The sequence below is a fragment of the Cohnella massiliensis genome, assembly GCF_900169535.1.
GTDB lineage: Bacteria > Bacillota > Bacilli > Paenibacillales > Paenibacillaceae > Cohnella > Cohnella algarum.
In genome coordinates this window covers 500,995-523,337 of the sequence record NZ_LT821257.1, presented here as the reverse complement: position 1 = coordinate 523,337, position 22,343 = coordinate 500,995, and the positions used below count along the sequence as shown (strand labels likewise).

Below are 22,343 nucleotides of genomic sequence, written 5' to 3'. Positions count from 1 at the left end.
AAACCAACCAGCCCAAAGGATAAGGGGGATATGCGATGGCTTCCCGCGAACCGAACCTTCTACGATCCCCTCGAAAGAGGACGTCCGCCTGGACGAGCATTCGCAGCGAGTGGGATCTGTATCTTCTTCTAGTGCCCGGCATCTGCTTCCTCCTGCTGTTCAAGTACACCCCCATGTACGGCATTTCGATCGCGTTCCAGGACTTCAACATTTTCGACGGCATGGCCGCCAGCCCCTGGGTCGGATTCGAGCATTTCGAGCGGCTGTTCACGTCGAGCGACTTTTCGCTCGTGCTGCGGAACACGGTGATCATCAGCCTGCTCAAGCTGGTCATTCTGTTTCCCCTTCCGATTATCGTCGCGATTTTGCTCAACGAACTGAAAAACATGGCGTTCAAGCGGTCGATCCAGACGGTCATCTATCTGCCTCACTTCCTCTCCTGGATTATCGTCAGCGGCCTGTTCATCGACCTGCTGTCGGTCCACGGCGGCATCGTCAACAAATGGCTCGAACAGCTCGGATTCGCGCCGATCGCCTTTTTTATGAACAACGATTATTTTCGCAGCGTCCTCGTCGCGACGGCGGGCTGGAAGGAAACGGGCTGGAGCACGATCGTATATTTGGCGGCGTTCTCGACGATCGATCCCGGACTTTACGAGGCGGCCCGCATGGACGGCGCCAGCCGCTTCCGTCAAATTTGGCACATTACGCTGCCCGGCATCGCGCCGATCATCGTGCTCATGTTCATCCTGCGCCTCGGAAGCCTGTTCGAAGCCGGGACCGAGCAAATTTTGGCGATGTACAACCCGACCGTATACAAAGTATCCGATGTCATCGGAACCTACGTCTACCGGGTCGGCATGGGCCGGCAGGAGTACAGCTTTACGACGGCGGTCGGCTTGTTCGAATCCGTCATCGGCTTCATTCTCGTCATCTCCGGCAACTACCTGAGCCGCAAATATTTGAAGCGCGGCATCTGGTGACGGCCGACATCGATGAAGGAGGTACGAACCTATGCGACTTTCGTGGCCGGAACGATTGTTCAACGTTTTTAACTATTCGTTTTTCACGCTGATGGGCCTTACGACGCTGCTGCCTTTCGTCAATTTGCTCGCGAAATCGCTCAGCAGCGAAAACGCCGTCGTCTCGGGCAGGGTAAGCCTGCTGCCGATCGACCTCCAATTCGGCACCTATCGGTTCGTCCTGCAGGACGATGCGTTTCTGAACGCTCTCCGCGTGTCCGTGACGCTGACGCTGATCGGCACCGCGCTAAGCCTGTTCGTCACGACGATTACGGCTTACCCGCTGTCCAAGCCCCGGCTTCGCGGGCGCAAGTGGCTGCTCCTGCTGTTTATTTTCACGATGCTGTTCAGCGGCGGCCTGATTCCGACCTATTTGCTCATGCACAATTTGAACCTCGTGAACACGCTGCCGGTGCTGTTCCTTCCGGCCATGGTCAACGTGTACAACATGCTGATCATCAAAAACTATTTCGAAGGGCTGCCGGACAGTCTCGAGGAATCCGCCAAAATCGACGGCGCGAGCAATTTGCGCATTCTGTTCCTCATCTACTTGCCTTTGTCGCTGCCGGTGCTGGCCACGATCGCGCTTTTCTTCGCGGTGTACTACTGGAACGACTACTTCAACGCGATGATTTACATTACCAATCCGAGCCTCAAGCCGATGCAGCTGTTCCTGAAAGAGCTGCTCGCCGCCTCGAGCGATTTTATCCGAAATGCGGCCATCAACGCGGATGCGGAAATGAATACCGCTCCCCAGTCCATCCAGGCGGCGTCGATTCTGGTCGCGACCGTCCCCATTCTGATCGTTTATCCGTTTCTGCAAAAATATTTTGTCAAAGGCGTGCTGGTCGGCTCGGTCAAAGAGTAGGCCGGATGCGTGCCGGCGCAAGCCGCTTTTGGGAAGCGGGAGATATCCGTTGACGGGGGTGATGGCCAAAAAGGAAAGAGAGCGAACAGGCCAAGCGGCCTTTCGGTATGCCGGTCGATCCGCATGAACATTTACTATGGGAGGGTTTGCGCATGATCAGAAAAATGGCTAAGCTCGTCTTCGTCCCGGTACTGGCCGTGGCGGTCGCCGCCTGCGGGGGCAACGAACCGGAAGGGCAGGGGGCGGGAAGCTCTTCGCCGTCCGCGTCCGGGGGGGCGTCTTCCCCTTCGTCCAAGCCGGAGCTGCGGGTACTCATGCAGTACAGCGCGTTCGATCCGAACCAGGAGTACACGGCAAAAGTCATTACGGAAAAGACGGGCTATCCCGTCAACTACGAAATGCTTCCTGCGGAAAATGCGGACGAAGCGCTCAATCTGCTCGTGCTGAACGAGGAGCCCTACGACGTGATGAAGCTGAACGCGGCGCAATTTTACAACCTGGCCAGCTCCGGCGCGCTGGAGCCGCTCGACGATCTGGTGCAGCAGCTCGGTCCGAACATTCGGCAGGCGATCGCCCCAGCGTCCTGGGAGAGCGCCAAAATCGACGGGAAAATCTACGGCATCCCGGAGACGGGCGCGGGCATCGCGATCAGCGAAGAGCTGGTCGTGCGGCAGGATTGGCTGGATGAGCTCGGACTGTCCATGCCGACGAATACCGACGAGCTGTACGAGGTGCTCAAGGCGTTCAAGGAAAAGAAAAACGTCATTCCGCTTACGGGAAGCAAGGACGCGATCAGCTCGCTGCTCGGCGATATCGCGGCGACGTTCGGCGTGACGACCGACTGGACGGACGTGAACGGCACGCTCGTGCACCAGGTGGAAACCCAGGGGATGCGGGATTTCCTGACCTACATGAACAAGCTGTATTCGGAAGGCCTGCTCGATATCGAGCTGCCGCTCAACACGAACGCGAAGGCGATCGAGAAGTTTTCCGGCGGCCAGGCGGCCATGTTCAAGATCGCCTGGTACAACTCGCCCGCCACGATCAACGCGCTGACCGAGAACTTCCCGGACGCACGGGTGTCGCTCGTGCCGTTTTTGAAGGACAAGGAAGGAAAGGCGACCGTTTACGCGCAGAGCGGAACGACCTGGTACGCCGTCGTGCCGAAATTCGCCAAAAACAAGGAAGACGCCATCAAGTTCCTGGATGCCAAGCTGCAAAAAGACGTTTTCATCGAGCTCGCGATCGGAAAAGAGGGCGTTCATCATGAAGTCAAGGACGGAGCCTACTACCCGATTTTGCCCGCGTTCAACGACGACCTGAACAACGCCAGCGCCTTCATGACCGGCGTGGACGAGACGAACTACCCGGCTTACTGGCAGGCGCGCGTCCGCAAGGACCCGATTCTGCAATCGTATTTCGAGAAAATCCAGGCGAACGCCGAAGGGCTGATCGTCACCGACCCGCTCGCCCTCGCGCCGCCGATTCCGGAAGTCGCCAAAAACAAGCTCAACCTGATGCAGCTCCAGCTCGACTACATGATCAACTTCATCGCCGGCACGGAGCCGATGTCCAATTACGACGCTTTCCTGGAAAGATGGCGAGAGCAGGGCGGCGCCGAAATGACCGAGGGCGCCAACAACTGGTACAAGAGCTCGAAGTCGCCGTAAGTTAAGCGCTCGAAGTTGCCGCGATTCGATGTCGAAGTATTATGACTTGAAGTGCGGCAACTCAAATTCAGTGTCGAAAGCGATCAAAGCCGCGGTAACCCGTAGTTGCAGTATCGCAAATGTTGGAAGTCTCGCAACTCAAATCAGTATCGCAAGCGTTCAAAGTCGCGGTAAACCGTAGTTGCAGTATCGCAGATGTTGGAAGTCTCGCAACTCAAATCAGTATCGCAAGCGTTCAAAGTCGCGGTAAACCGCTCACGCTTCTTCGCTTCGGAAGCTGCAAAACACGGCGGGCATGGCGCGTAATAGAATCGCCCTCCGTCCGGGATTCCGAATTCCGGCGGGGGGCGATTTCTTTTGGGACGAAGTTTACATATTACGGAGGTTGGCGAATATGTAGCGCACGGGGTGCGCTACATGATGGGGACGCGGCGGGTTTGGCAGCCATGAAGCGCACGGGATGCGCTACATGATGGGGACGCGGTGGGTTAGACGGCCATGTAGCGCACGGGGTGCGCTACATGATGGGGACGCGGCGGGTTTGACGGCCATGTAGCGCACAGGGTGCGCTACATGATGGGGACGCGGCGGGTTAGACGGCCATGTAGCGCACGGGGTGCGCCACATGACGGGGATACGGTGAGTTTTGCGGCCATGAAGCGCACGGAGTACGCCACATGACGGGGATACGGCGAGTTTGACGGCTATGTAGCGCACGGGGTGCGTCACATGGCGTGGATACGGCGAGTTTGACGGCCATGTAGCGCACGGGGTGCGCCACATGACAGGGATGCGGTGAGTTTGGCGGTTGAGCAGGATCATCGGCAAGCCTACGTTGGATTTTATCCACTCTACGGAACGAAAAACGAGGAGGCCCCGATCTACAGTGGATTTTATCCAACGAGGAACGCGAAATTCGTGCGAAATACCTGAATTAACCTCGCTAGATTGGACAAAATCCAACGAAAGCGGCGAGTTCTGCGAATTGGCCGAGTTTGATTGGACGAAATCCAACGTAGCTTTGCGCGTCCCGGATGCAGCCCGAAAAAGCGCCCCAAGGACGCTTTTTTTTCGAATATAACCAACCCTATATCCTTCTGCCGGACAGAATTGAATTGCGACGTTTCCTTCTTTAAGCATCCAACCTGCCGAACAGCCGGCGGCGTCCTCCTCCGCGGTTGAACCGGGTTTTTACTAAATTGTAACATTAAAAAAGGCGCCCGCATGCGGACGCCCCCGTAAACCCGATGGGCCAACGAATCAGTCAAACACGATCTCCTTGCCGAGCCTGGCGGATTCGTAAACGCCGCACAGGATTTTCATCATTTCGACGCCGTCCTCGACCGGGCTGAGCGTTTCCTTGCTCCCTTGGCATACGGCGATGAAATGATCGATTTCCGCCTGGAACCCCGAGGCGAAATCGAAAGTCAAATGGTTGATCTGCGGCACCGCGTTCAGGATCGTATTCTCTTTTTCCAGCACGAACGTCAGCTCCGGCTCCAATTCCACGCCGCCTTTCGTCCCGTACAGCTTGACGGTCAGTTCGTCCTTCTTGGCGTGCAGGGAAAAGCTGACGTCCACGTAAAGCGAAGCGCCGTTCTCGAAACGGATCAAGGCGTTGGCCATATCCTCCACCGTATTGAGAGCCGCGTCGTAATCCGCCGCCTTGTAGTAGTTCAAATTGCGCACGTTGGCCCGGTTGCCCAGCTTGTTGTACGCGTTGCCGCTGATCGATTTCACTTTCGGACGGCCCATCAGGTACCAGCACAAATCGATAACGTGCACGCCGACGTCGATCAGCGGGCCTCCGCCCGACCGCTGGATATCGCCGAACCAGCCGCCCGGGTTGCCCAATCTGCGGATGCACGACGTCTTGGCGTAATAGATTTCGCCCAATTCTCCGCTTTCCATGAAGGACCGGACGATTTGGGTGTTGGAGCCGTAGCGGCGGACGAAGCCGACCTGCAGCTGTTTGCCCGAACGCTTGACGGCGGCCTCGATGTCGAGCGCCTCCTCGACCGTTTTGCAAAGCGGCTTTTCGACGAGCACGTGCTTGCCGGCGTCGAGCGCCGCGACGGCGAACAGGGCGTGCGTGTTGTTCCAGGTGCAGACGCTGATCGCGTCGATGTCCGGATTTTTCAGCATTTCGCGGTAATCCGTATAGACGTGCGGAACGCCGTATTTGTCCGCCTTCTCGCGGGCGCGTTCCTCGTTCAGATCGCATACCGCGACGAGGCGGGCGTCCGGGTTGTTCCGGTACGATTTCAAATGCATTTCGGAAATCGATCCGAGACCGATGACGCCGATTCCGATTTGGCTCATGGTTGATCCCTCTTTCCCCGTTTAGTGAAGTATATTCAGACGGCGCGGACGGCAGGCCACGCCAGTTCGACGCCGTTTCCGGTCAGCATTCGCTGGAACGAGGCCAGCTCCTCCGGCCGCGCGCGCAGCCCGCGCGGGCTCAGCTCGCGATCCAGGCAGTAGGCCGCGCAGAGAGCCGCCGCTTCCCCGATGTTCCATTCGACGGGGTGGAGCCGGTAGCAGCCGTTCGTAATATGGGTCGTGCCGATGTTTTTGCCCGCGGCGAGCAGGTTGTCGACGCGTACCGGAAGGAGCGCCCCGAACGGAATCTGGAACGGCAGCGACGAGATGTCGATGTACGGCTGCCCGCCCGTGCTCGGATGGAGGTCGATGCGGTAGCAGCCGATGCCGACGCTGTCGGCGAACGCCGCCGCCCGCCCGTCGGGCCGGCAGTCCGCGGCGACGTGCTGCTCGAGCACGGTGAACTCCGCCCGGAGGCGCCGGGATTCGCGGATGTACGGGTACATCGCGAGGCCGTCCTCGGTGCCGACGACATCCCTTCGAAGCCGCAAGCCGGGATAGCCCTGCTTGCCGTCGGGCCGGGGCGCCTCCGTCTGCAGCCAGTACAGCAGCGACAGGCTGAGCTGCTTGGCGCTCCGAAGGTGCTTCTCCTTTTCCTCCTCCGGCACGTCGATGAAGGACCCGAGCCAATAATCGTTTTGCGGCCAGTTGACGAGCGAGACGTTCCCGCGGTACAGCCCGCCGACATAGTTGCCGGCGTCCGCGATTTGCCGGTAACGGAACAGCGAAAATCCGCCGGACTCCCCGGGGAACAGGCTGTACCGGACCGGCTCCATCGTCGCCGGCTTCACGCCCGTCAGGCTGAGCAGCCGATCCGGCCAGAAGTCCGGTTTATAGTCGCGCCAGAAGCCGTACATTTCCGGCTTGTCGATGACGTGGTTTTCGCCTTCGAGATAGTCCATGGCGAAGCAGTAGGTGAAGCCCTGCATATCATCAGGCCTCGGAGCTCCCTCGACGGCGTGCGGCTCGCCCGTCTGCTCCCGGGATTCCGCGCCGGTCACGTATTCCGCTCCCGCCAGGGGCAGCAGATCGCCGCATTCCGTCGCGTCGAGAAAGTACGCTCCGGTCAGATGCGCGACATCGCCCGAATCGAGGCTGCGAACGTCGACGGACACGATTTTGTCGCCGTGCGTTTCGGCCCGCACCGGCACGTGCCGGCGGAGAATGGCGAGACGCCCGCTGTTTTCATATGGGGCGAGCATTTGCTCCAGAACGGCGACCGCCGCGCGCGGTTCGTGGCACAGACGGCTGACGGAGCCGCCTCCGGGGTTCAGCGCCCCGCGCGAACGGGCCTCCGCGGTCAGCGGAAAATGGTCCCGGTAATAGCTCCGCACGCCGTCGCGGAACTTCCGGTAATCGGCCGTGCAGCCGAACGATTCGATCCACGGATGCTCGTCCGGAGGCACGGCCTGGCTCGTCAATTGTCCGCCGATCCAGGCGGTTTCCTCCGTCATGACGACGGTGCGCCCGGCTTTGGCTGCGGCCAGGGCGGCGGCGCAGCCGCCGGTTCCGCCGCCGACGATGACGATATCGGCTGCAATTTCGCGTCCCATCTGCTGTCGATACCTCCTAGTCCCGGGATAGCGTGCCGAAGTACTCGTAGCTCGCCCGAATGCCGGCGGCTTCGTCGCCGGGGCCCTCGTATTCGAGCACGTAAGCTCCGGCATAGCCGGCGCCGTTCAAGCGGTTGACGATGACGTCCAGGTCGACGAGGCCGCTTCCGGCTTCGATGCCTTGGAACGTTTTGCCCTCAAGAGACCGGTAAGGGCCGTCCGGGGCTTCGTAAAAATCCTTGATGTGCACGTGGCCGACATAGGGGAGAAGAACGTCCAGCGCGTCGAGCGGATTTTCGCCGACGAGCAGGAAATTGCCCGTGTCGAACGTAGAGCGGAGCGCCTCCGATCCGACCCGTTCGATAATGTCCAGCACCTGCTTGCCGGTTCCCGCCAGCATGCCGTGGTTTTCCAGGCAGAGCGTCAAGCCTTGACGCTCGGCTTCGGCGGCGGCTTCGCCTAATCCGCCCACGATATACGCCAGCGCCGAATCGAACGTGAACCCGTCCTTCAAATTGCCGGAAAAAACGCGGATCGTGCCCGTGCCGAGCGTCCGCGCGACCGGAAAAGCGTCCGTTATTTGCCGCAAAGCTTCGTTCCGCGCGCCCGGATCGCTCTGGACGAAGTCGTTGCCGACCGCGTAGCTGACAATGCGGATTCCATGGCGCTTGGCATATTCCGCGACCTCCGGCAGCTCTTCCTTGACGTTTTTCCAGAACACATTCAGCAGTTCGACCCGGTCGATGCCTTCCTTCCGGCAGAAGGACAGAAAATCCAGAGCCGACCACGACTGCTGCCTGGCGATTCGATGAACGCTCCACATGCTCAAGGCCAGCTTCATCGGTGATAACCTCCTCGCGTTTTGCTAAAGCTCCTATTCGTTTTTTCATAGGATAGTTCCATTCTAGAAACCGAGCGGGAGGGAAAATAGGGTACGGCGATGACCATTTGTGGTAGTTTGATGAGGAAGAGGAGGGCGGTGTTCGGGGAATTCCATAACCGCTTGTTTCAAGGTGAGATCGTACCGCGGAATGCTAAATGTCGGTTCCATGATGCGCCGCAGCGTAGCGTTATCTTGAACCAAAGACAGCACGGCGTGCATCCTGTTGAAAATCTTCTTGTCCATCCGGTCAGCCCCGGTCCCATCGACACAGGCATCCTGGATCGGTCGATGCCGAAGGAAGCCGCCGAGCAGACCAAGACGCAGATGAGCCAGGAGAACCCGATGCTGCGTTTCGGCCAGTCCCTTGAGGTTGCCCAAGCCGTCGCCTTCCTTGCGTTCGACGCTACTTACACCGCCGGGGCCGAGTTCCCCGTGGACGGTGGCGGCTCTCAGATCTGAGTTTCTGGACCGTGCAAACGAAAAAGGGACGAACCGCGAAAAACCGCGGGCATCGTCCCTTTCGGCGTTTATTGAACCGTCGTGGCAGCGGGATACGGGAATTGGCTGGAGTAGTTTTGGAACTGCCGAAAGCTTTGGTCCAGCTTCGTCTGCTCCTCGGCCTCCAGCTTGTAGTGGCCTTTGCGGAACATCAGCTCGTACATATGGTACTGGCATTGGTGCGTTTCCGTCAGCACCGTCATGATGTCCTGGTGAAGGGCCGGATGGCTCGCTTCCCGGGCGGAGACGTTGAAGCTGTCGGTCAAGTATTTTTCCAGCGCGAGAATGTCGTTAAGCCGGTCGCGGTCGTTCATTTCCGGCCCTTTCACCTGCGGCTCGTTCGCCGGCTTCGGGTTTTGGATCGCGTTCGGATTTTGGCTCTGGTTCATGCGAGTTTCCTCCTTTTATTGCTGAAGCTGCCGCACTTTTTGCATCTCGGCCGTGTTGTTGTGCTGAAGATGCTTGAGCAGCAGCTCGTAATGCCGCTTGTGCATTTGACCCGCTTGGTCGATCGCCTGCCGGATTTCCTGGTCGGTGCATTCGCCCGCGAAATGGCTGCATTTTTTCATGGCGAGAAGTTCCCAAGACAGCTGATCTTTCAAGTACAGGTGGTCTTTCGTCGTAATGACCTGAGGGGGCTGCTGCATGACGGGCTGTTGCTGCTGTTGGCCCTGGGCTTGCGTTTGTTGCATTGGAGTTCTCCTTTCCTGGCTCGGATTCGTCTTTAGCATCTCTGAATAAATGAAAAAATATCCAACGCGAACATGTGGAAAACAAGGAAAACGAAATGTTATAATTATTTTCCGGAAGCGAAGGGAGGTTCGGCTTTGAAGGAGAGGATCGCAGAGGCCGCCTTCGAGGAAATCGCGGGGCACGGCCTGAAGTTCTCGATGCGGGAGATCGCGGGGCGCCTTGGAATCAGCACGAAAACGGTGTATCAGTATTTTGAGTCGAAGGAGCAAATGATCGAATATATCGTGACTCAGGCGATCGAAAGCTTCAAGGAGGAAGAGGCTCGTTTGATGAGCGACGCTTCCTTGTCGTTCGAGCGAAAGCTGCGGCGGTCGCTGACCTGCTTGCCCAAGGGCTTTGCTTTCCGCGACGTTCGCATATGGAAGGAACTGCAGCAAAAGTATCCGAAGCAGTGGAAAAAGCTCGACGAATACATGAACGACGGCTGGGACAACATTCGGGCCATGATCCGGGAAGGAATCGAGGCAGGCGCGTTTCGCCCGGTTGACGACGGGGTGTTCGTCCAGGTTTACGTGGGAGGGCTTTATCATTTCATGAGCCGCGGCGCGGCCGATCGCCGGGAACTATCGCTCGAATCGATGCTGGAGCAAATGGCCGATCTTCTGCTTGCGGGCATTTGCCTGTATCCGGAAGAAACGGCGTCAACGGGGGAGGATGCACAATGAAAGCTTATTTGTTTCTGGCGCTGGCCATCGCTGCGGAGCTGTTCGGCACGTCGATGCTGAAGGCTTCCGCGAGTTTTACGAAGCTGTATCCGAGTTTGGGAACGATCGCCGGGTTCGGCGTCGCTTTTTATTCATTGTCGTTATCTTTGCAGCACATTCCGCTGGGGGTCGCCTATGCGATCTGGTCCGGAGTAGGGACGGCGGTTACAGCGATTATCGGCGTCGTCATATGGAAGGAAACCGCAAGCGTCACGACGGTCGCCGGCATCCTTCTCATTATCGCGGGCGTGGTCGTGCTGAACCTGAAAGGGAACGCGCACGGGTAAGGAACCGCCAAGCAGGATGAAAATCCGATGCGGCCGAAATGGCCAATTCAGGCAAGTCCGGCGAAAATCGTTCAACCTGCGGCCGGACGACCCGTATATTTTTCAATCAAACCTTGGTTTTGTTCATTTTTTTTCCGCCTGTATTTCCTACGATAGAAGTACGCAGCCTAGAGCCGTCCGTCATGGGGGAAACGCTCGTTTCTCCGTGCGCGGACGGCGCTTGCCTTTCGTTTTGCGTTTTACCAATACGATGAGGGAGTGAGCAGGCAATGTCGGGGAAAAGATCGCGGGTCGGGAAATGGGGCTTGTTGTTATTCATGGCGTTAATCGTTCTGCCGCCGGGGCTCGTCCGGCCGGCCGAAGCGTCGGCGGCTTCCGCCTTCACGGTGGAAATCGATCCGAACGTTACGGTATCCGAGGATTTTCTGGGAATCGGCATCAACGTGATACCGGGCAGTTTGATGCCGAAATCGGCAGGCTATGGCTTTGACGAGGCTTACTGGGAAATTGATCGAAAGCGCATTCAAACGTTCAAACCGAAAGTGGCGAGGGTGTGGTTCCAGATCGATTGGATGGAGCCGACGAAGGGCGTTTATACTTGGGACAGCGACAAAATGAAAGCGTTTTATCCGTATCTCGACGCCTTTAAAGAGGCCGGAACCGAAGTGGAGCTGAACTTTGGCTGGAAAAACGGCTCCGCCGTTCACGACTGGTTCGGCTTGCCCGGCGTCGATCCGTATACGAGCGCGCCCGCGGACCTGGACGCTTTCGCGGAATCCGCTTCGGCCGCACTCTCCGAGCTGATCGACGGGCGCGGATACGACAACATCAAGTATTTGACGTTCTATAACGAGCCGAACGGCAGCTGGGATTTCGAGACGGGAGGCGATCAGGCCCACCAAATGCAGTATTACGCCGATCTCGTCACGAAGGTCAGCCAGCGGCTGGCCGCCGACGGCCTGCGCGACCGCGTCGAGATTTGGGCGCCGGAGGAGACGGGCGCGCCGGGCTGGACGGAGTATATGAAGCAGCACGCCGACGCGCACATCGACGGTTATAGCTTCCACGTGTACGGGGAGCCGTACGCCAACCTGGGCAACGCGATCGCCGTGCGCCAGGCGGCCGTCGGCTCCAAGCCGGTCCATATGACGGAGTTCGGCTGGTCGGGCGACGACATGAGCGGCTGGGATTCCGGCTTCGCCAATTACGTGATCGAAGCGGCCAACAAGGGCCTGAAGTCCGCGCTCGTCTGGCAACTGAACGGCGTCTGGAGCACCGATCCCGACGGCGACACGAACGGCAACTATACGATGTGGGATGCGAGCGTGCAAGGGCTTGCTCCGAAAAAAACCTACTACGCCGCCGGCATGCTGGCCCGGTACGTGCCCGAGCACAGCGACGTGCTGAAGGTGGAAACGAGCTCGCCGGACATCCGCGCGGCCGCTTTCCGCACCGATGCGGGCGACTATGCGATCGTGCTGGAAAGCAAGGCGGGAGAGGCGAAGGAGATCGAGTTCGATTTTAACGGAGTCCATATCGGCAAAACGTTCAAAAAGCACGTGTACAAGGACGACATCGCTCGCGAGGGCAATGCGATTTTGCCGCCGGTATCCGGCACCTTCGCCGCGGGCGATTCGTTCGTCGACGGGACGATCGACGAAGATTACAGCGTCGTCGTCTACACGACGGAGCCCGCGCAGACGCAGGTGGCCGTATCGCCTCTCGAAGCGAGCGTGGCCGGAGGAGAGACGCTGCAGCTGACGGCGGACGTGATCGACAATGACGACGGGGTCGTCTGGAGCGTCATCGGCAGCGGCAACGGGACGATCGACGCGAACGGCCTGTACACGCCGCCCGACGTGAACGACGAGCGGCGAGTCGCGATCAAGGCGGCGAGCGCGAGCGACCCGGACGGCTACAATATCGCGCTGGTGACGGTCAAGCCCCGATCGGTGCCGACGCGGGTCGAAGCTCCGGCATTCAGCCTGCCTTACGGCGTCTACGATTCCGCGGAAGCCGTGACGATCACGTCGGCGACCCCGGGCGCGGAAATTCGCTATACGATCGACGGCAGCGCGCCAAATGCGTCTTCGCCGCTGTATACGAAGCCCGTCATTTTGCAAAACGGGACCGTGCAGGTGCTCAAAGCGATCGCGCTGAAGGAGGGGCTTGACGCTTCCGGCATCACGCAGTCGTTTTACCGCATCCACGATATCAGCAACGCGCCGGACGGTTACTCGTTCTGCGCGTACGAGGACGGCTACTGCTTTTTCGACGGGGAGGCGGTCGTCGCCTACGGGGCGGACGGCTTGTTCAACTACAAGGTGCTGACGGGGGGAACCGTCTGCGGCGACGACGTGTTCGGCGATCCGAATCCGGGCGCGGCGAAGCGCTGCTACTATAGTGCCGACATTCCCGAAGAGCTGCCGGAAATCACGTTCTACAACGCCGGGTTCGAAAAGCCGGCCGTCGAGAAGTATCGCAACGGGCCGTTCGCGAACGGTTGGACGTTTAACGGCTGGTCCGGCGTCCAGACGAATATCAGCGCGTTCGAACCGCCGGCCGCTCCGGAGGGGAACCAGACGGCCTATCTGAAAACGGACAGCGGCATGAACGGGGAATTCAGCCAGGAAATCAACTTCAAGCCCGGAACGTACGCGGTCGGCTTCATGGCGGCCAACCGAACCAGCTTCGGAGGCCAGCAGACGTTCGACGTCCTGTTCGACGACACGGTCATCGGCAGCTTCGCGCCGTCGGGGGCGTTTACGGAATTCGCGACCGACAGCTTCGAAACGGACGGCGGCAAGCATACGATTACGTTCCGGGCGACCTCGACGACCGGCGACAACACCGCCTTTATCGATGCCGTGACGATCGGCGAACCGAAACCGCCCGCACCGCCCGCCTTTCTGAACGCGGGCTTCGAATCCCCGGTCGTCACGTCCGCCAGCGGCGTCAAAACCGGGCCGATGACGAACGGGTGGGCGTTCAGCGCGACGGCGGGCGTCCAGCGCAACGGCTCGGCGTTCGATGCGGCGACAGCCCCGGAAGGCGTGCAAACGGCGTATTTGCAAACCGTAAACGGCGCCGTTCCCGAAATCAGCCAAGCGGTCAATTTCCCGGCGGGCAAATACAAGATCGCTTTCGAGGCCGCGGCAAGGGATTTCGGCGGGCAGCAAAGCTTCGACGTTTATTTCGGGACGACGAAAATCGGGTCTTATGCGCCCGAATCGACCGAATTTGCGTCCTATTCGACCCAAGGCTTCGAAGTGCCCGCAACCGCGAACCATACGATCCGGTTCGTCGGCACGACGACAACCGGGGACAATACGGCGTTCGTCGACAATGTGCAGATCAAGCCGATCGAAGCCGACGTGGACAAAACGGCGCTCGCGGCCAAGGTGCAGGAAATCGAGGCGGAGCCGCTTTCCGAATTCGATTTTTCCGTTTCGAGCTGGCAGGCGCTGACCGAGGCCGTCGCGCGGGCGGTCGCCGTGCGGGACGACCCGGACGCGACGCAGGCGGAGACGGACGATGCGCTGGCCGCTTTGATCGCGGCGAGGGCCGGGCTGGTTCCGTTCGCGCCGGAAGTGGCGAACGGCGGCTTCGAGTCGCCGGCAACGACCGGCGTCAAGACGGGGCCGATGGTGAACGGCTGGACGTTCAGCCTGACGGCCGGCGTGCAACGCAACGGTTCGGCGTTCGGCGCGGCGGACGCGCCGGAAGGCGTGCAGACGGCCCATCTGCAAACGAAAAACGGCACCCAGGGCGAAATCCATCAATCGGTGCGCCTGAAGGCCGGCACGTATAAAATCGCGTTCCAGGCGGCGAAGCGCAGCTTCGGCGGACAGCAGACGTTCGAAGTGCGCGTGGGCGACGCGGTTGTCGGCACGTATTCGCCGCCGTCCGCCTCCGAGTTTACGGCGTTCGAGACGGAGGCCTTCACGGTGGCGTCGGGTTATCACGACGTGCGCTTTATCGCGACGACGACGGGCGGCGACCGCACCGCGTTCGTCGACGCGGTGACGATCGCGGAAGTCGCGCCGGAGGAGCCGCCGCTTGCGACCGGCAAGCCGGGAACGCCCGTGCTGTCGGACAATAACGGGCACGACACGGGGCTGCGGGACGGCGATTACGAAGTCGCGATGAACATGTGGTGGGGGAACAACGGGACGACCTACAAGCTGTACGAGAACGGGCAGCTTATCCGCGAGGAGCGGCTGGCCGACCGCTCGAACGAAGCGCAGCGGGCAGCGACCCCGATTTCCGGCAAGGCGAACGGAACTTACGTTTATACTTGCGAGCTGATCAACAGCTTCGGATCGACCGTTTGCGCGCCCCACACCGTCACGGTCGCGGACGCTTCGCCGGGAACGCCGGTATTGTCTCACGACAATTGGGACGGCAACGGCGACTACACGGTTGCGATGAACATGTGGTGGGGCACGAACGGCACGACGTACAAATTGTACGAAAACGGGGAACTGATCGACACGCAAAGCCTGACGGCAGCGACTCCCGCTGCGCAATCGGCCGCGACTTCGATCGGCGGAAAAGCTCCGGGCGAGTATACGTACCGGGCCGAGCTTATCAACGGCAGCGGCGTCACGGCCAGCGCCGAAATAAAGGTAACGGTGACGGCGGGGTAAGCCGGCGGGCCGGGGCCGAGCCGAGGACGGAAGAAATTCCGCCCTGGCTCGGCCCTTTTTAGAGCGAAGTATTACATATTTCGCTGCCCTCGCGCGCCAGTTAACGCTTCAGTTGGGTCGTGACGACTCAACTCGCCTCGCCGAACGCATGCAGCCGCACGCACTTGAGTAAATAGTACTCATCTCGCCGCCTCGCCCGCCCGCTAGCGCTCCAGTTGAGTCATGGTGGGGCTCGAACTATACGGATGCGGAATGGTATTCCGTCGATCTGGGCTCGACCCGGAAAATCGATGCCGTCAAAATTTATTGGGAAGCCGCATACGGACGCAGCTACCAGATTCAAACGTCAACGGACGGCGCGAATTGGCAGACCGTCTTCGGCACGACGGCCGGTGACGGGGGGACGGACGATATCGCGTTCGCGCCGGTCAACGCCAGGTACGTCAAAATGAACGGCACGCAAAGAGGTACCGGCTGGGGCTATTCGATGTGGGAGTTCGAGGTGTACGGAGACGCCGATAACCTGGCGGCCGGCGCGACGGTTTCCGCGACCAGCTCGGTGGAAAACGCCAACTGGTCGTATTCGAAGGCGGTGGACGGCCAGCGGAACTCGGTGTCCGGCTCGATGGGCTGGACGAGCAACAACAGCCTGACGACGAATCATACGGAAGCCGTGACGCTCGATCTCGGGGCCGCCCGAACCGTCGGCCGGGTCGATCTGTACCCTCGCAACGACGCCGGCAACGTCGGTCAAAACTTTCCGATCGACTTCACGATCCGGACGTCGACGGACAACGTCAACTGGACGACGAGGGTGACGCGGACCGGCTATGCGCAGCCGGGCAACGCCGTGCAAAGCTTCGCCTTTCCGGCCGCAACCGCGCGCTATGTGAAAATCGAAGGCACGAACCTGCGTCCGAATCCGACGGACGCGAACCGTTACCGGATGGCGTTCGCCGAGATCGAAGTGTACGGAGCATAGAAGAAAATAGAGCCGGGCGGCTTCTGGCAAGCGGCCCCGGAACCCGGGAATAACGGTCGGAAACGGCCGTTATTCCCTTTTAGGCATGCATGGGGGAGGTGGAGGTGCGCTTTCGGTTTTATTCCTCGATCTCGTCGAACAGGACGCGGGCGAGCAAATTTTGGCTGTAGTTGCCGAAGTTTTTGCCGTAGATCGTCATTCCCCGCTTGTTGACGGATTTGTCCGTAACGGCCAGCCGGAACGTCAACTCGCTCTTGTAATCGAGCTTGATCTGGTCGATCGTGACGTTCGAAATCCGGCAGCCGTCGATAAAGCTGCCTTCGCGGTTGATGCGGATCAGCTTGAGCATGCCGTACTGATTCAAATGCGGCGGCCACCAGTCCGGGTTGAACGTGCCGCGGGCGTCCCCGAAGTCGCCGGGACTCGTCCAGTAGCCGATTTCGATGCCGTTGACGTAGAAATAGATGTCCGACGGGTAATTGTCGCAATACCCCGGAGCTTCCGATCCGAGCTCCATCGAAAACTGGATTTCCCGAAACGTCTGGTTGGGCTTCAAATAATTCGGAATCCGGTATTCCAGGAACCCTTCCGCGAGCCAAATAATCTCCGAGTCGATCCGCCGCGGGTCGGCAAAGTAGCGCGGGTCGTCAAAGTCGCCGATAATGCTGTCCTTCGTGGCGAGCCCGCAGGTGGGAGACGCCTGGTAGTTGCTGTAATGCCCGACCTGAAGCTCGACCTCGTACAGGTTGTTGACGTCTTTTTTGCGCAGATCGATCATCAATTTGTCTTTATTCAAATAGCAAAGCTTCTGGATGCCATGCTTGCCGACGGATGTGTTGATTTCGATCAAGCCGCTTTCTTCCAGCTTTTTGACGTGCATCGTGATCGCGCCGTTGCTCAAGTTCAGCTTGCCCGCCAGATCGTTCAAATTCAAGGACGGGTTCTTCGCCAGAAGCTCGAGGATTTGAATCCGGATTTCCGAACTCAGCGCTTTAAAAATATCGATTCCGCTCATCAAGTCCTTGATATAAATCATGCGACAGAACCTGCCTCATCTGTAATGTCGAAAATCGTTCGTCTTCATTTTACTATACATTTATTTAAAACAAAATCAATAACTTACCGGTCCATTCCGTGGTTTAAGTGAATAAATGCAGAGTTTTTCATAAAAACATAAAAAGGTTTAGGTTTCTATGTTTACAAAGTACCGGTCGTATGATATTTTAAACCTGCAAGCGCATTCATTCAACAAAATCAAAATCAATTTAAATTTATTTGAAACAGGGGGGTGCCGACGAACCGGGGAGAGTCGGAAGCGGCAGAGGCAGCGAACGTTCAACGACGAGAAAGCGCTTCCTTCCAAGTATAAGCCTGAAGCCTGCAGCATAGAAGCGAAACGCCCTTTGAGTTGAAAATGCATGTTCCGGCATGGACATTTACGGGGAGGGTCCAAAATGAAAAGATGGTTGATCGGGTTGACGGTGCTTTCGATGGCGGTGTTTCTTTGGGGATGCGGAGGCTCCTCGTCGTCCGGCGGCGGAGAGCAGACGGTGCTGGATGGGGGAGCGGGCGAGAGCGCGACGGAGCTTTCGTATTGGACGTTCGTCGAGCTGCATGGCCAACATTTCGAAAAAATGCTGCAAAAGTGGAACGAGCAAAACCCGGACCGGCAAATCAAGCTTAACGTGACGGTCATGCCGTACGACGACATGCACAACAAGCTGTCCATCGCCGTGCAGACGGGCAAGGGAGCGCCGGACATCGCGGATATCGAGGTCGGAAAATTCCCGGATTTTCTGGCCGGCACGCCGCAATTGGAGCCGCTGAACGACGTCATCGATCCTTATCGGTATACCACCGTCGAGTCGCGAATCGACCTTTACAGCAAGGATGGCCAAAACTACGGCGTTCCGACTCACGTCGGCGCCAGCGTCGCCTTTTACAATACGGAAATTCTCGAAGCGGCGGGCATCGACTACGCGACGATCAAAACGTGGGACGATTACAAGCAGGCCGGCATCCAGCTGTACGAGAAAACTGGCAAATACATGGGAACCGCCGACACGAGCGCGATGTGGCAGGAGTCGATGCTGCTCTCGCAGCAGGGGGCGGATTTCACCGACGACAGCGGCAACCCGGCCGTTGACTCGGAAGCGATGGTCAAAGCGCTGACCCTGCTTCGGGATTTGCAGGACAACAACGTGATCGCCACGATCGCCGGCGGGCAGCCCGATACGGAAGAGGCGTACGGCGAATTCAACTCGGGCAATTACGCCAGCGCCATGATGCCGCTTTGGTTCATGTCCCGGTTTACGAATTACATGGCTGACCTGTCCGGCAAAATCGCGATCGCGCCGATGCCGGTCATGGAAGAAGGCATGCCGAGATCGTACGGCGGCGGGGGCACCGGGACGGTCGTAACGAAGACGGCCAAGGACGTTCAACTGGCGAAGGATTTCCTCGCGTTCGCGAAGCTGTCGCTGGACGCCAACATCGAAATCTGGAACACGCTCGGCTTCGACCCGGTCAACATGGACGTGTGGGACATGAAGGACGTCACCCACAATCCGGAGAATCAGTTCGTGCAATATTTCGTCAACAACCCGTTCGACGTATTGAACGAAATCAAGGACGAAATCCGGCTCATCAAGTCGACCGCGGCTTCCCCGACGATCAACAACGTGCTGGGGACGGTGACGCTGAACGAGATTTTCGAGGACGGCAGGGACGTGACGGAAGCGCTGAACGACGCGCAGCAGCAAATCGAGCAGCAGCTGCAATAACGGGTATGGCGCGCGGGCTACCTTCGGCTTGTACCGGCCGGGGTAGCTTTATTTTGGCAAAGGAGGCGTGCAGATGGTCAAGCGTTTTCTGTACTCGCAGAAGGTTGCTCCCTACGTGTTCGTGCTGCCGTTCGTTCTCGTCTTCCTCGTCTTCTGGCTGTATCCGCTCGGCAGCTCGGTCCAGATGAGCTTTCAGAAAACGATGCTCGGGCAGGAGGCGCAGTGGGTCGGCTTCGCCAACTACGCGAAGCTGATGGGGGACACGGTGTTCCTGAAAGCCGTGACGAACAGCGTCGTCTACATGGTGCTGACGATCGCCATTCTCGTGCCGATCCCGATGCTGTTTGCCGTGCTGATCAACAACCGGTTCATGCGGGGCCGGGAGTTTTTCAAATCGGCCCTTTTCCTGCCGGCGCTGACGAGCGTCGTCGTCGCGGGCACGATTTTCCGGCTGATGTTCGGCGAAATGGAGGGCTCGCTCATCAACAGCTTCCTCGGGCTGTTCGGCGTCGAGCCGGTCAAATTTCTGAAGGGCCAGACGACCGGTTTCGTAGCGCTTCTGGCACTGGCGACGTGGCGATGGCTCGGCGTCAACATGCTTTACTATTTGTCCGGACTCAAAAATATCCCGGACGAGTATTACGAAGCCGCCTCGATCGACGGAGCTTCGGCCTGGCAGAAGTTCGCCCGGATCACCGTTCCGCTGTTGAAGCCGACGACGATCTACGTCGTGACGATCAGCATTTACGCCGGACTCGCGATGTTCATCGAAAGCATGATGCTGTGGAACGGCAACAATTCCCCGAAAAACATCGGGCTGACGATCGTCGGCTACCTGTACCGGCAAGGGATCGAGAAAAACGATCTCGGCTACGCCGCGGCGGTCGGCATCGTGCTGCTGGTCGTCGCCATGGCGATTAACCTGACGCAATTGGCCTTCACCGGCATGTTCAAAAAGGAGGATTAAGATGAAAAAAGCGTTCTCGATCCAAATCGTCCTCTTGATCCTTTTTGCCGCCGTTGGCGTCCTGGTGCTTATCCCGTTTTACGCGATCGCCCTCGGCTCCTTCAAGCCGGGAGCGGAATTGATCCGCAACGGGCTGAACCTGAGCTTCGACCTGTCGGTCATGAGCTTCGACAACTTCGCCTTTCTGTTCGGCGGGGACCATGCGTACTTCACGTGGTTTTTCAATTCCCTGCTGCTCACGGTCGTTCAGGTGGCGTTGACGCTGCTCGTCAGCGCGGTCGTTTCGTACGGCTTCGCGGCCTACGAGTTCAAGGGGAAGAACTTCTTGTTCATCTGCGTTTTGCTGATCATGATGGTGCCGTTCGAGATTCTGCTTTTGCCCTTGTATAAAATGACGTTCGATCTCGGCCTCATGAACACGTATTCCGCCATCGTACTGCCGGGCATCGCGAACGCGTCGACGATCTTTTTCTTTCGCCAGTACTTGCGCGGCATCCCGGGCGAGATCATCACGGCGGGCCGCGTCGACGGCGCGAACGAGTACGGCATTTTCGTCCGCCTCGTCCTGCCGATCATGAAGCCGGCGTTCGCGGCGATGGGCATATTGAACGGCATGAACAGCTGGAACAATTTGCTCTGGCCGTTCATGGTGCTGAGCGACGCCAACAAGTATACACTGCCGATCGGCCTTAAGACGCTGCTGACGCCGTACGGCAACAATTACGACTTGCTGATCGTCGGTTCGTTTTTTTCGATATTGCCGATTTTCCTTTTGTTTTTGGCGTTCCAGAAATATTTTATCGACGGGATGACGGCCGGAGCCGTCAAAGGTTGACGAGATCGAGGGAGGATTCGAAACATGACGACGATGCGACTGAATGCGAAAGACCGAAAAGGAACGATCAGCCGGCACATTTACGGGCAGTTCGCCGAACACCTCGGCCGGTGCGTCTACGAAGGGCTTTGGGTCGGCGAGGAGTCGCCGATTCCGAATACGGACGGCATCCGCAACGACGTGCTGGAGGCGCTGAAGAAGCTGCGGATCCCCGTGCTCCGCTGGCCCGGGGGCTGCTTTGCCGACGAGTACCACTGGATGGACGGCATCGGCGCCAAAGCCGAACGGGCGCGGATGGTCAACACGCACTGGGGCGGCGTCGAGGAGAACAACCATTTCGGCACGCACGAATTCATGCGGCTGTGCGAGCTGCTCGGCACGGATGCTTATATCAGCGGCAACGTCGGCAGCGGCACCGTCCGGGAAATGCAGCAATGGGTCGAATACATGACGTTCGACGGGGAGTCGCCGATGGCAAGCATGCGGAAGCGGAACGGGCGGGAGAAGCCGTGGAAGCTGCCGTTTTTCGGCGTCGGCAACGAGAACTGGGGCTGCGGCGGCAACATGCGGCCGGAATATTACGCGGATCTGTACCGCCATTACCAGACGTATGTCCGCAATTACGGAGACAACAACGTGTATAAAATCGCCTGCGGCGCCAATTCCGACGATTACGCCTGGACGGAGACGCTCATGCGGGAGGCCGGACGGCACATGGACGGGCTGAGCCTGCATTATTATACGGTGCCGACGGGCGAATGGGGCGCCAAAGGCTCCGCGACGGAATTCGGGGCGTCGGAGTGGTTCCGGACGCTGAAGCAAACGCTTCGCATGGAAGAGCTGATCGTCAAGCACTCCGAAATCATGGACCGGTACGATCCGGAGGGCCGGGTCGGCCTCATCGTCGACGAGTGGGGGACGTGGTACGATGTCGAGCCCGGCACGAATCCGGGGTTTCTGTACCAGCAGAACACGCTGCGCGACGCGCTGGTCGCGGGCGTCAACCTGAACCTGTTCCACCGTTACGCCAGACGCGTGAAAATGGCGAACATCGCCCAGATGGTGAACGTTCTGCAGGCGATGGTGCTGACCGAAGGGGACAAAATGCTGCTGACGCCGACGTACCATGTCTTCGACATGTACAAGGTATTCCAGGACGCGGAGCTGCTGGACGTCGAGTTCGAAAGCCCGCCGTACGTCCATGATGGCGATTCGATTCCGCAGCTCAGCGTATCGGCGGCGGCGGACTCGCGAGGCGTCGTTCATCTCGCCGTTTGCAACCTGCACCACGCGGAGAGCGCGTCCTTCGAATGCCGCGTGGACGGAATCGAGGCGTCCGGGGCGAGCGGCCGCTTGCTGACGCATTCGGCTTTGAACGCCTGCAATACGTTCGAGCGGCCGGATGCGGTGGCCCCGGTTCCGTTCGATGGAGCGGCGCTCGAGGGCGGCACGCTCCGGTTCGCGCTGCCGCCGGCGTCGGTCGCCGTGCTGTCGCTGGAATAGGGCG

The 22,343-nt window shown here is 59.0% G+C and carries 18 protein-coding genes; 12 read left to right on the top strand and 6 right to left on the bottom strand.

The genetic code is table 11. The annotated features are described in order from the left end of the window. The first annotated feature begins 35 nt into the window (after nucleotides 1-35). The 3 genes from B7E11_RS09090 to B7E11_RS09080 all read left to right on the top strand — a co-directional run bounded on the left by B7E11_RS09090 (nucleotide 36) and on the right by B7E11_RS09080 (nucleotide 3,560). Nucleotides 36-983: an ABC transporter permease gene (locus B7E11_RS09090; protein WP_080833531.1), complete on the top strand. Its 948-nt coding sequence runs from the start codon at nucleotides 36-38 to the stop codon at nucleotides 981-983. 31 nt (nucleotides 984-1,014) lie between these two features. Continuing rightward, nucleotides 1,015-1,890 carry a carbohydrate ABC transporter permease gene (locus B7E11_RS09085; RefSeq protein WP_080833529.1) on the top strand — a complete coding sequence of 292 codons (876 nt, stop codon included), beginning with the start codon at nucleotides 1,015-1,017 and terminating at the stop codon, nucleotides 1,888-1,890. A gap of 152 nt (nucleotides 1,891-2,042) precedes the next feature. Next, nucleotides 2,043-3,560 (top strand): extracellular solute-binding protein, encoded by a 1,518-nt coding sequence (locus B7E11_RS09080; RefSeq protein ID WP_080833527.1) that lies wholly within the window; start codon nucleotides 2,043-2,045, stop codon nucleotides 3,558-3,560. A 1,260-nt stretch (nucleotides 3,561-4,820) separates the two neighbouring features. Here B7E11_RS09080 and B7E11_RS09075 read toward each other — a convergent pair. Genes B7E11_RS09075 through B7E11_RS09065 form a run of 3 tightly spaced genes read right to left on the bottom strand, consistent with a single transcriptional unit; the run spans nucleotide 4,821 to nucleotide 8,336 of the window. Further along, nucleotides 4,821-5,882 carry a Gfo/Idh/MocA family protein gene (locus B7E11_RS09075; protein WP_080833525.1) on the bottom strand — a complete coding sequence of 354 codons (1,062 nt, stop codon included), beginning with the start codon at nucleotides 5,880-5,882 and terminating at the stop codon, nucleotides 4,821-4,823. Nucleotides 5,883-5,917: 35 nt separating this feature from the next. Next, a complete protein-coding gene (locus tag B7E11_RS09070) occupies nucleotides 5,918-7,495 on the bottom strand; it encodes an FAD-dependent oxidoreductase (RefSeq protein WP_080833523.1) in 1,578 nt (525 codons plus the stop codon). A 16-nt stretch (nucleotides 7,496-7,511) separates the two neighbouring features. Then, entirely contained in the window at nucleotides 7,512-8,336 is an 825-nt protein-coding gene (locus B7E11_RS09065) for a sugar phosphate isomerase/epimerase family protein (protein WP_080833521.1), read from the bottom strand. A gap of 138 nt (nucleotides 8,337-8,474) precedes the next feature. On the opposite strand from B7E11_RS09065, the gene B7E11_RS09060 reads away from it, so the two are divergent. Further along, nucleotides 8,475-8,837 carry an SDR family oxidoreductase gene (locus B7E11_RS09060; protein WP_245809662.1) on the top strand — a complete coding sequence of 121 codons (363 nt, stop codon included), beginning with the start codon at nucleotides 8,475-8,477 and terminating at the stop codon, nucleotides 8,835-8,837. A 68-nt stretch (nucleotides 8,838-8,905) separates the two neighbouring features. On the opposite strand, the gene B7E11_RS09055 is transcribed toward B7E11_RS09060, so the two are convergent. Both B7E11_RS09055 and B7E11_RS09050 read right to left on the bottom strand, forming a co-directional pair. Then, a complete protein-coding gene (locus B7E11_RS09055) occupies nucleotides 8,906-9,265 on the bottom strand; it encodes a spore coat protein (RefSeq protein ID WP_080833517.1) in 360 nt (119 codons plus the stop codon). A gap of 15 nt (nucleotides 9,266-9,280) precedes the next feature. Continuing rightward, the gene (locus tag B7E11_RS09050; RefSeq protein ID WP_080833516.1) at nucleotides 9,281-9,568 is read right to left on the bottom strand and encodes a hypothetical protein; all 288 of its coding nucleotides are present in this window, start codon (nucleotides 9,566-9,568) and stop codon (nucleotides 9,281-9,283) included. A 135-nt stretch (nucleotides 9,569-9,703) separates the two neighbouring features. Between B7E11_RS09050 and B7E11_RS09045 the strand changes: the two genes are divergently transcribed. The 4 genes from B7E11_RS09045 (at nucleotide 9,704) to B7E11_RS09030 (ending at nucleotide 16,251) form a co-directional block, all read left to right on the top strand. Then, on the top strand, nucleotides 9,704-10,294 hold the full coding sequence (locus tag B7E11_RS09045) for a TetR/AcrR family transcriptional regulator (RefSeq protein ID WP_080833515.1): 591 nt from the start codon (nucleotides 9,704-9,706) through the stop codon (nucleotides 10,292-10,294). Continuing rightward, complete coding sequence (locus tag B7E11_RS09040) at nucleotides 10,291-10,620, top strand: DMT family transporter (protein ID WP_080833513.1); 330 nt, start codon at nucleotides 10,291-10,293, stop codon at nucleotides 10,618-10,620. Before B7E11_RS09045 ends, B7E11_RS09040 begins: the two co-directional genes overlap by 4 nt. A gap of 317 nt (nucleotides 10,621-10,937) precedes the next feature. Next, complete coding sequence (locus B7E11_RS30775; protein ID WP_176220662.1) at nucleotides 10,938-15,269, top strand: chitobiase/beta-hexosaminidase C-terminal domain-containing protein; 4,332 nt, start codon at nucleotides 10,938-10,940, stop codon at nucleotides 15,267-15,269. Nucleotides 15,270-15,441: 172 nt separating this feature from the next. Beyond that, nucleotides 15,442-16,251 (top strand): discoidin domain-containing protein, encoded by an 810-nt coding sequence (locus tag B7E11_RS09030; protein WP_342744461.1) that lies wholly within the window; start codon nucleotides 15,442-15,444, stop codon nucleotides 16,249-16,251. A gap of 118 nt (nucleotides 16,252-16,369) precedes the next feature. Here the strand turns inward: B7E11_RS09030 and B7E11_RS09025 are convergent, their stop codons facing one another. Next, nucleotides 16,370-17,287, bottom strand: coding sequence for an ArsR/SmtB family transcription factor (locus B7E11_RS09025; protein ID WP_080833507.1), 918 nt, complete (start codon nucleotides 17,285-17,287; stop codon nucleotides 16,370-16,372). A gap of 418 nt (nucleotides 17,288-17,705) precedes the next feature. Here B7E11_RS09025 and B7E11_RS09020 point away from each other — a divergent pair, with 418 nt between their 5' ends. From B7E11_RS09020 to B7E11_RS09005, 4 genes are all read left to right on the top strand, one after another. After that, the gene (locus B7E11_RS09020) at nucleotides 17,706-19,034 is read left to right on the top strand and encodes an extracellular solute-binding protein (RefSeq protein ID WP_080833505.1); all 1,329 of its coding nucleotides are present in this window, start codon (nucleotides 17,706-17,708) and stop codon (nucleotides 19,032-19,034) included. A 73-nt stretch (nucleotides 19,035-19,107) separates the two neighbouring features. Further along, nucleotides 19,108-20,001 (top strand): carbohydrate ABC transporter permease, encoded by an 894-nt coding sequence (locus tag B7E11_RS09015; RefSeq protein ID WP_080833502.1) that lies wholly within the window; start codon nucleotides 19,108-19,110, stop codon nucleotides 19,999-20,001. A 1-nt stretch (nucleotide 20,002) separates the two neighbouring features. Next, nucleotides 20,003-20,836 carry a carbohydrate ABC transporter permease gene (locus B7E11_RS09010; protein ID WP_080833500.1) on the top strand — a complete coding sequence of 278 codons (834 nt, stop codon included), beginning with the start codon at nucleotides 20,003-20,005 and terminating at the stop codon, nucleotides 20,834-20,836. 24 nt (nucleotides 20,837-20,860) lie between these two features. Beyond that, on the top strand, nucleotides 20,861-22,339 hold the full coding sequence (locus B7E11_RS09005) for an alpha-N-arabinofuranosidase (protein WP_080833498.1): 1,479 nt from the start codon (nucleotides 20,861-20,863) through the stop codon (nucleotides 22,337-22,339). The last annotated feature ends 4 nt before the right edge of the window (nucleotides 22,340-22,343 follow it).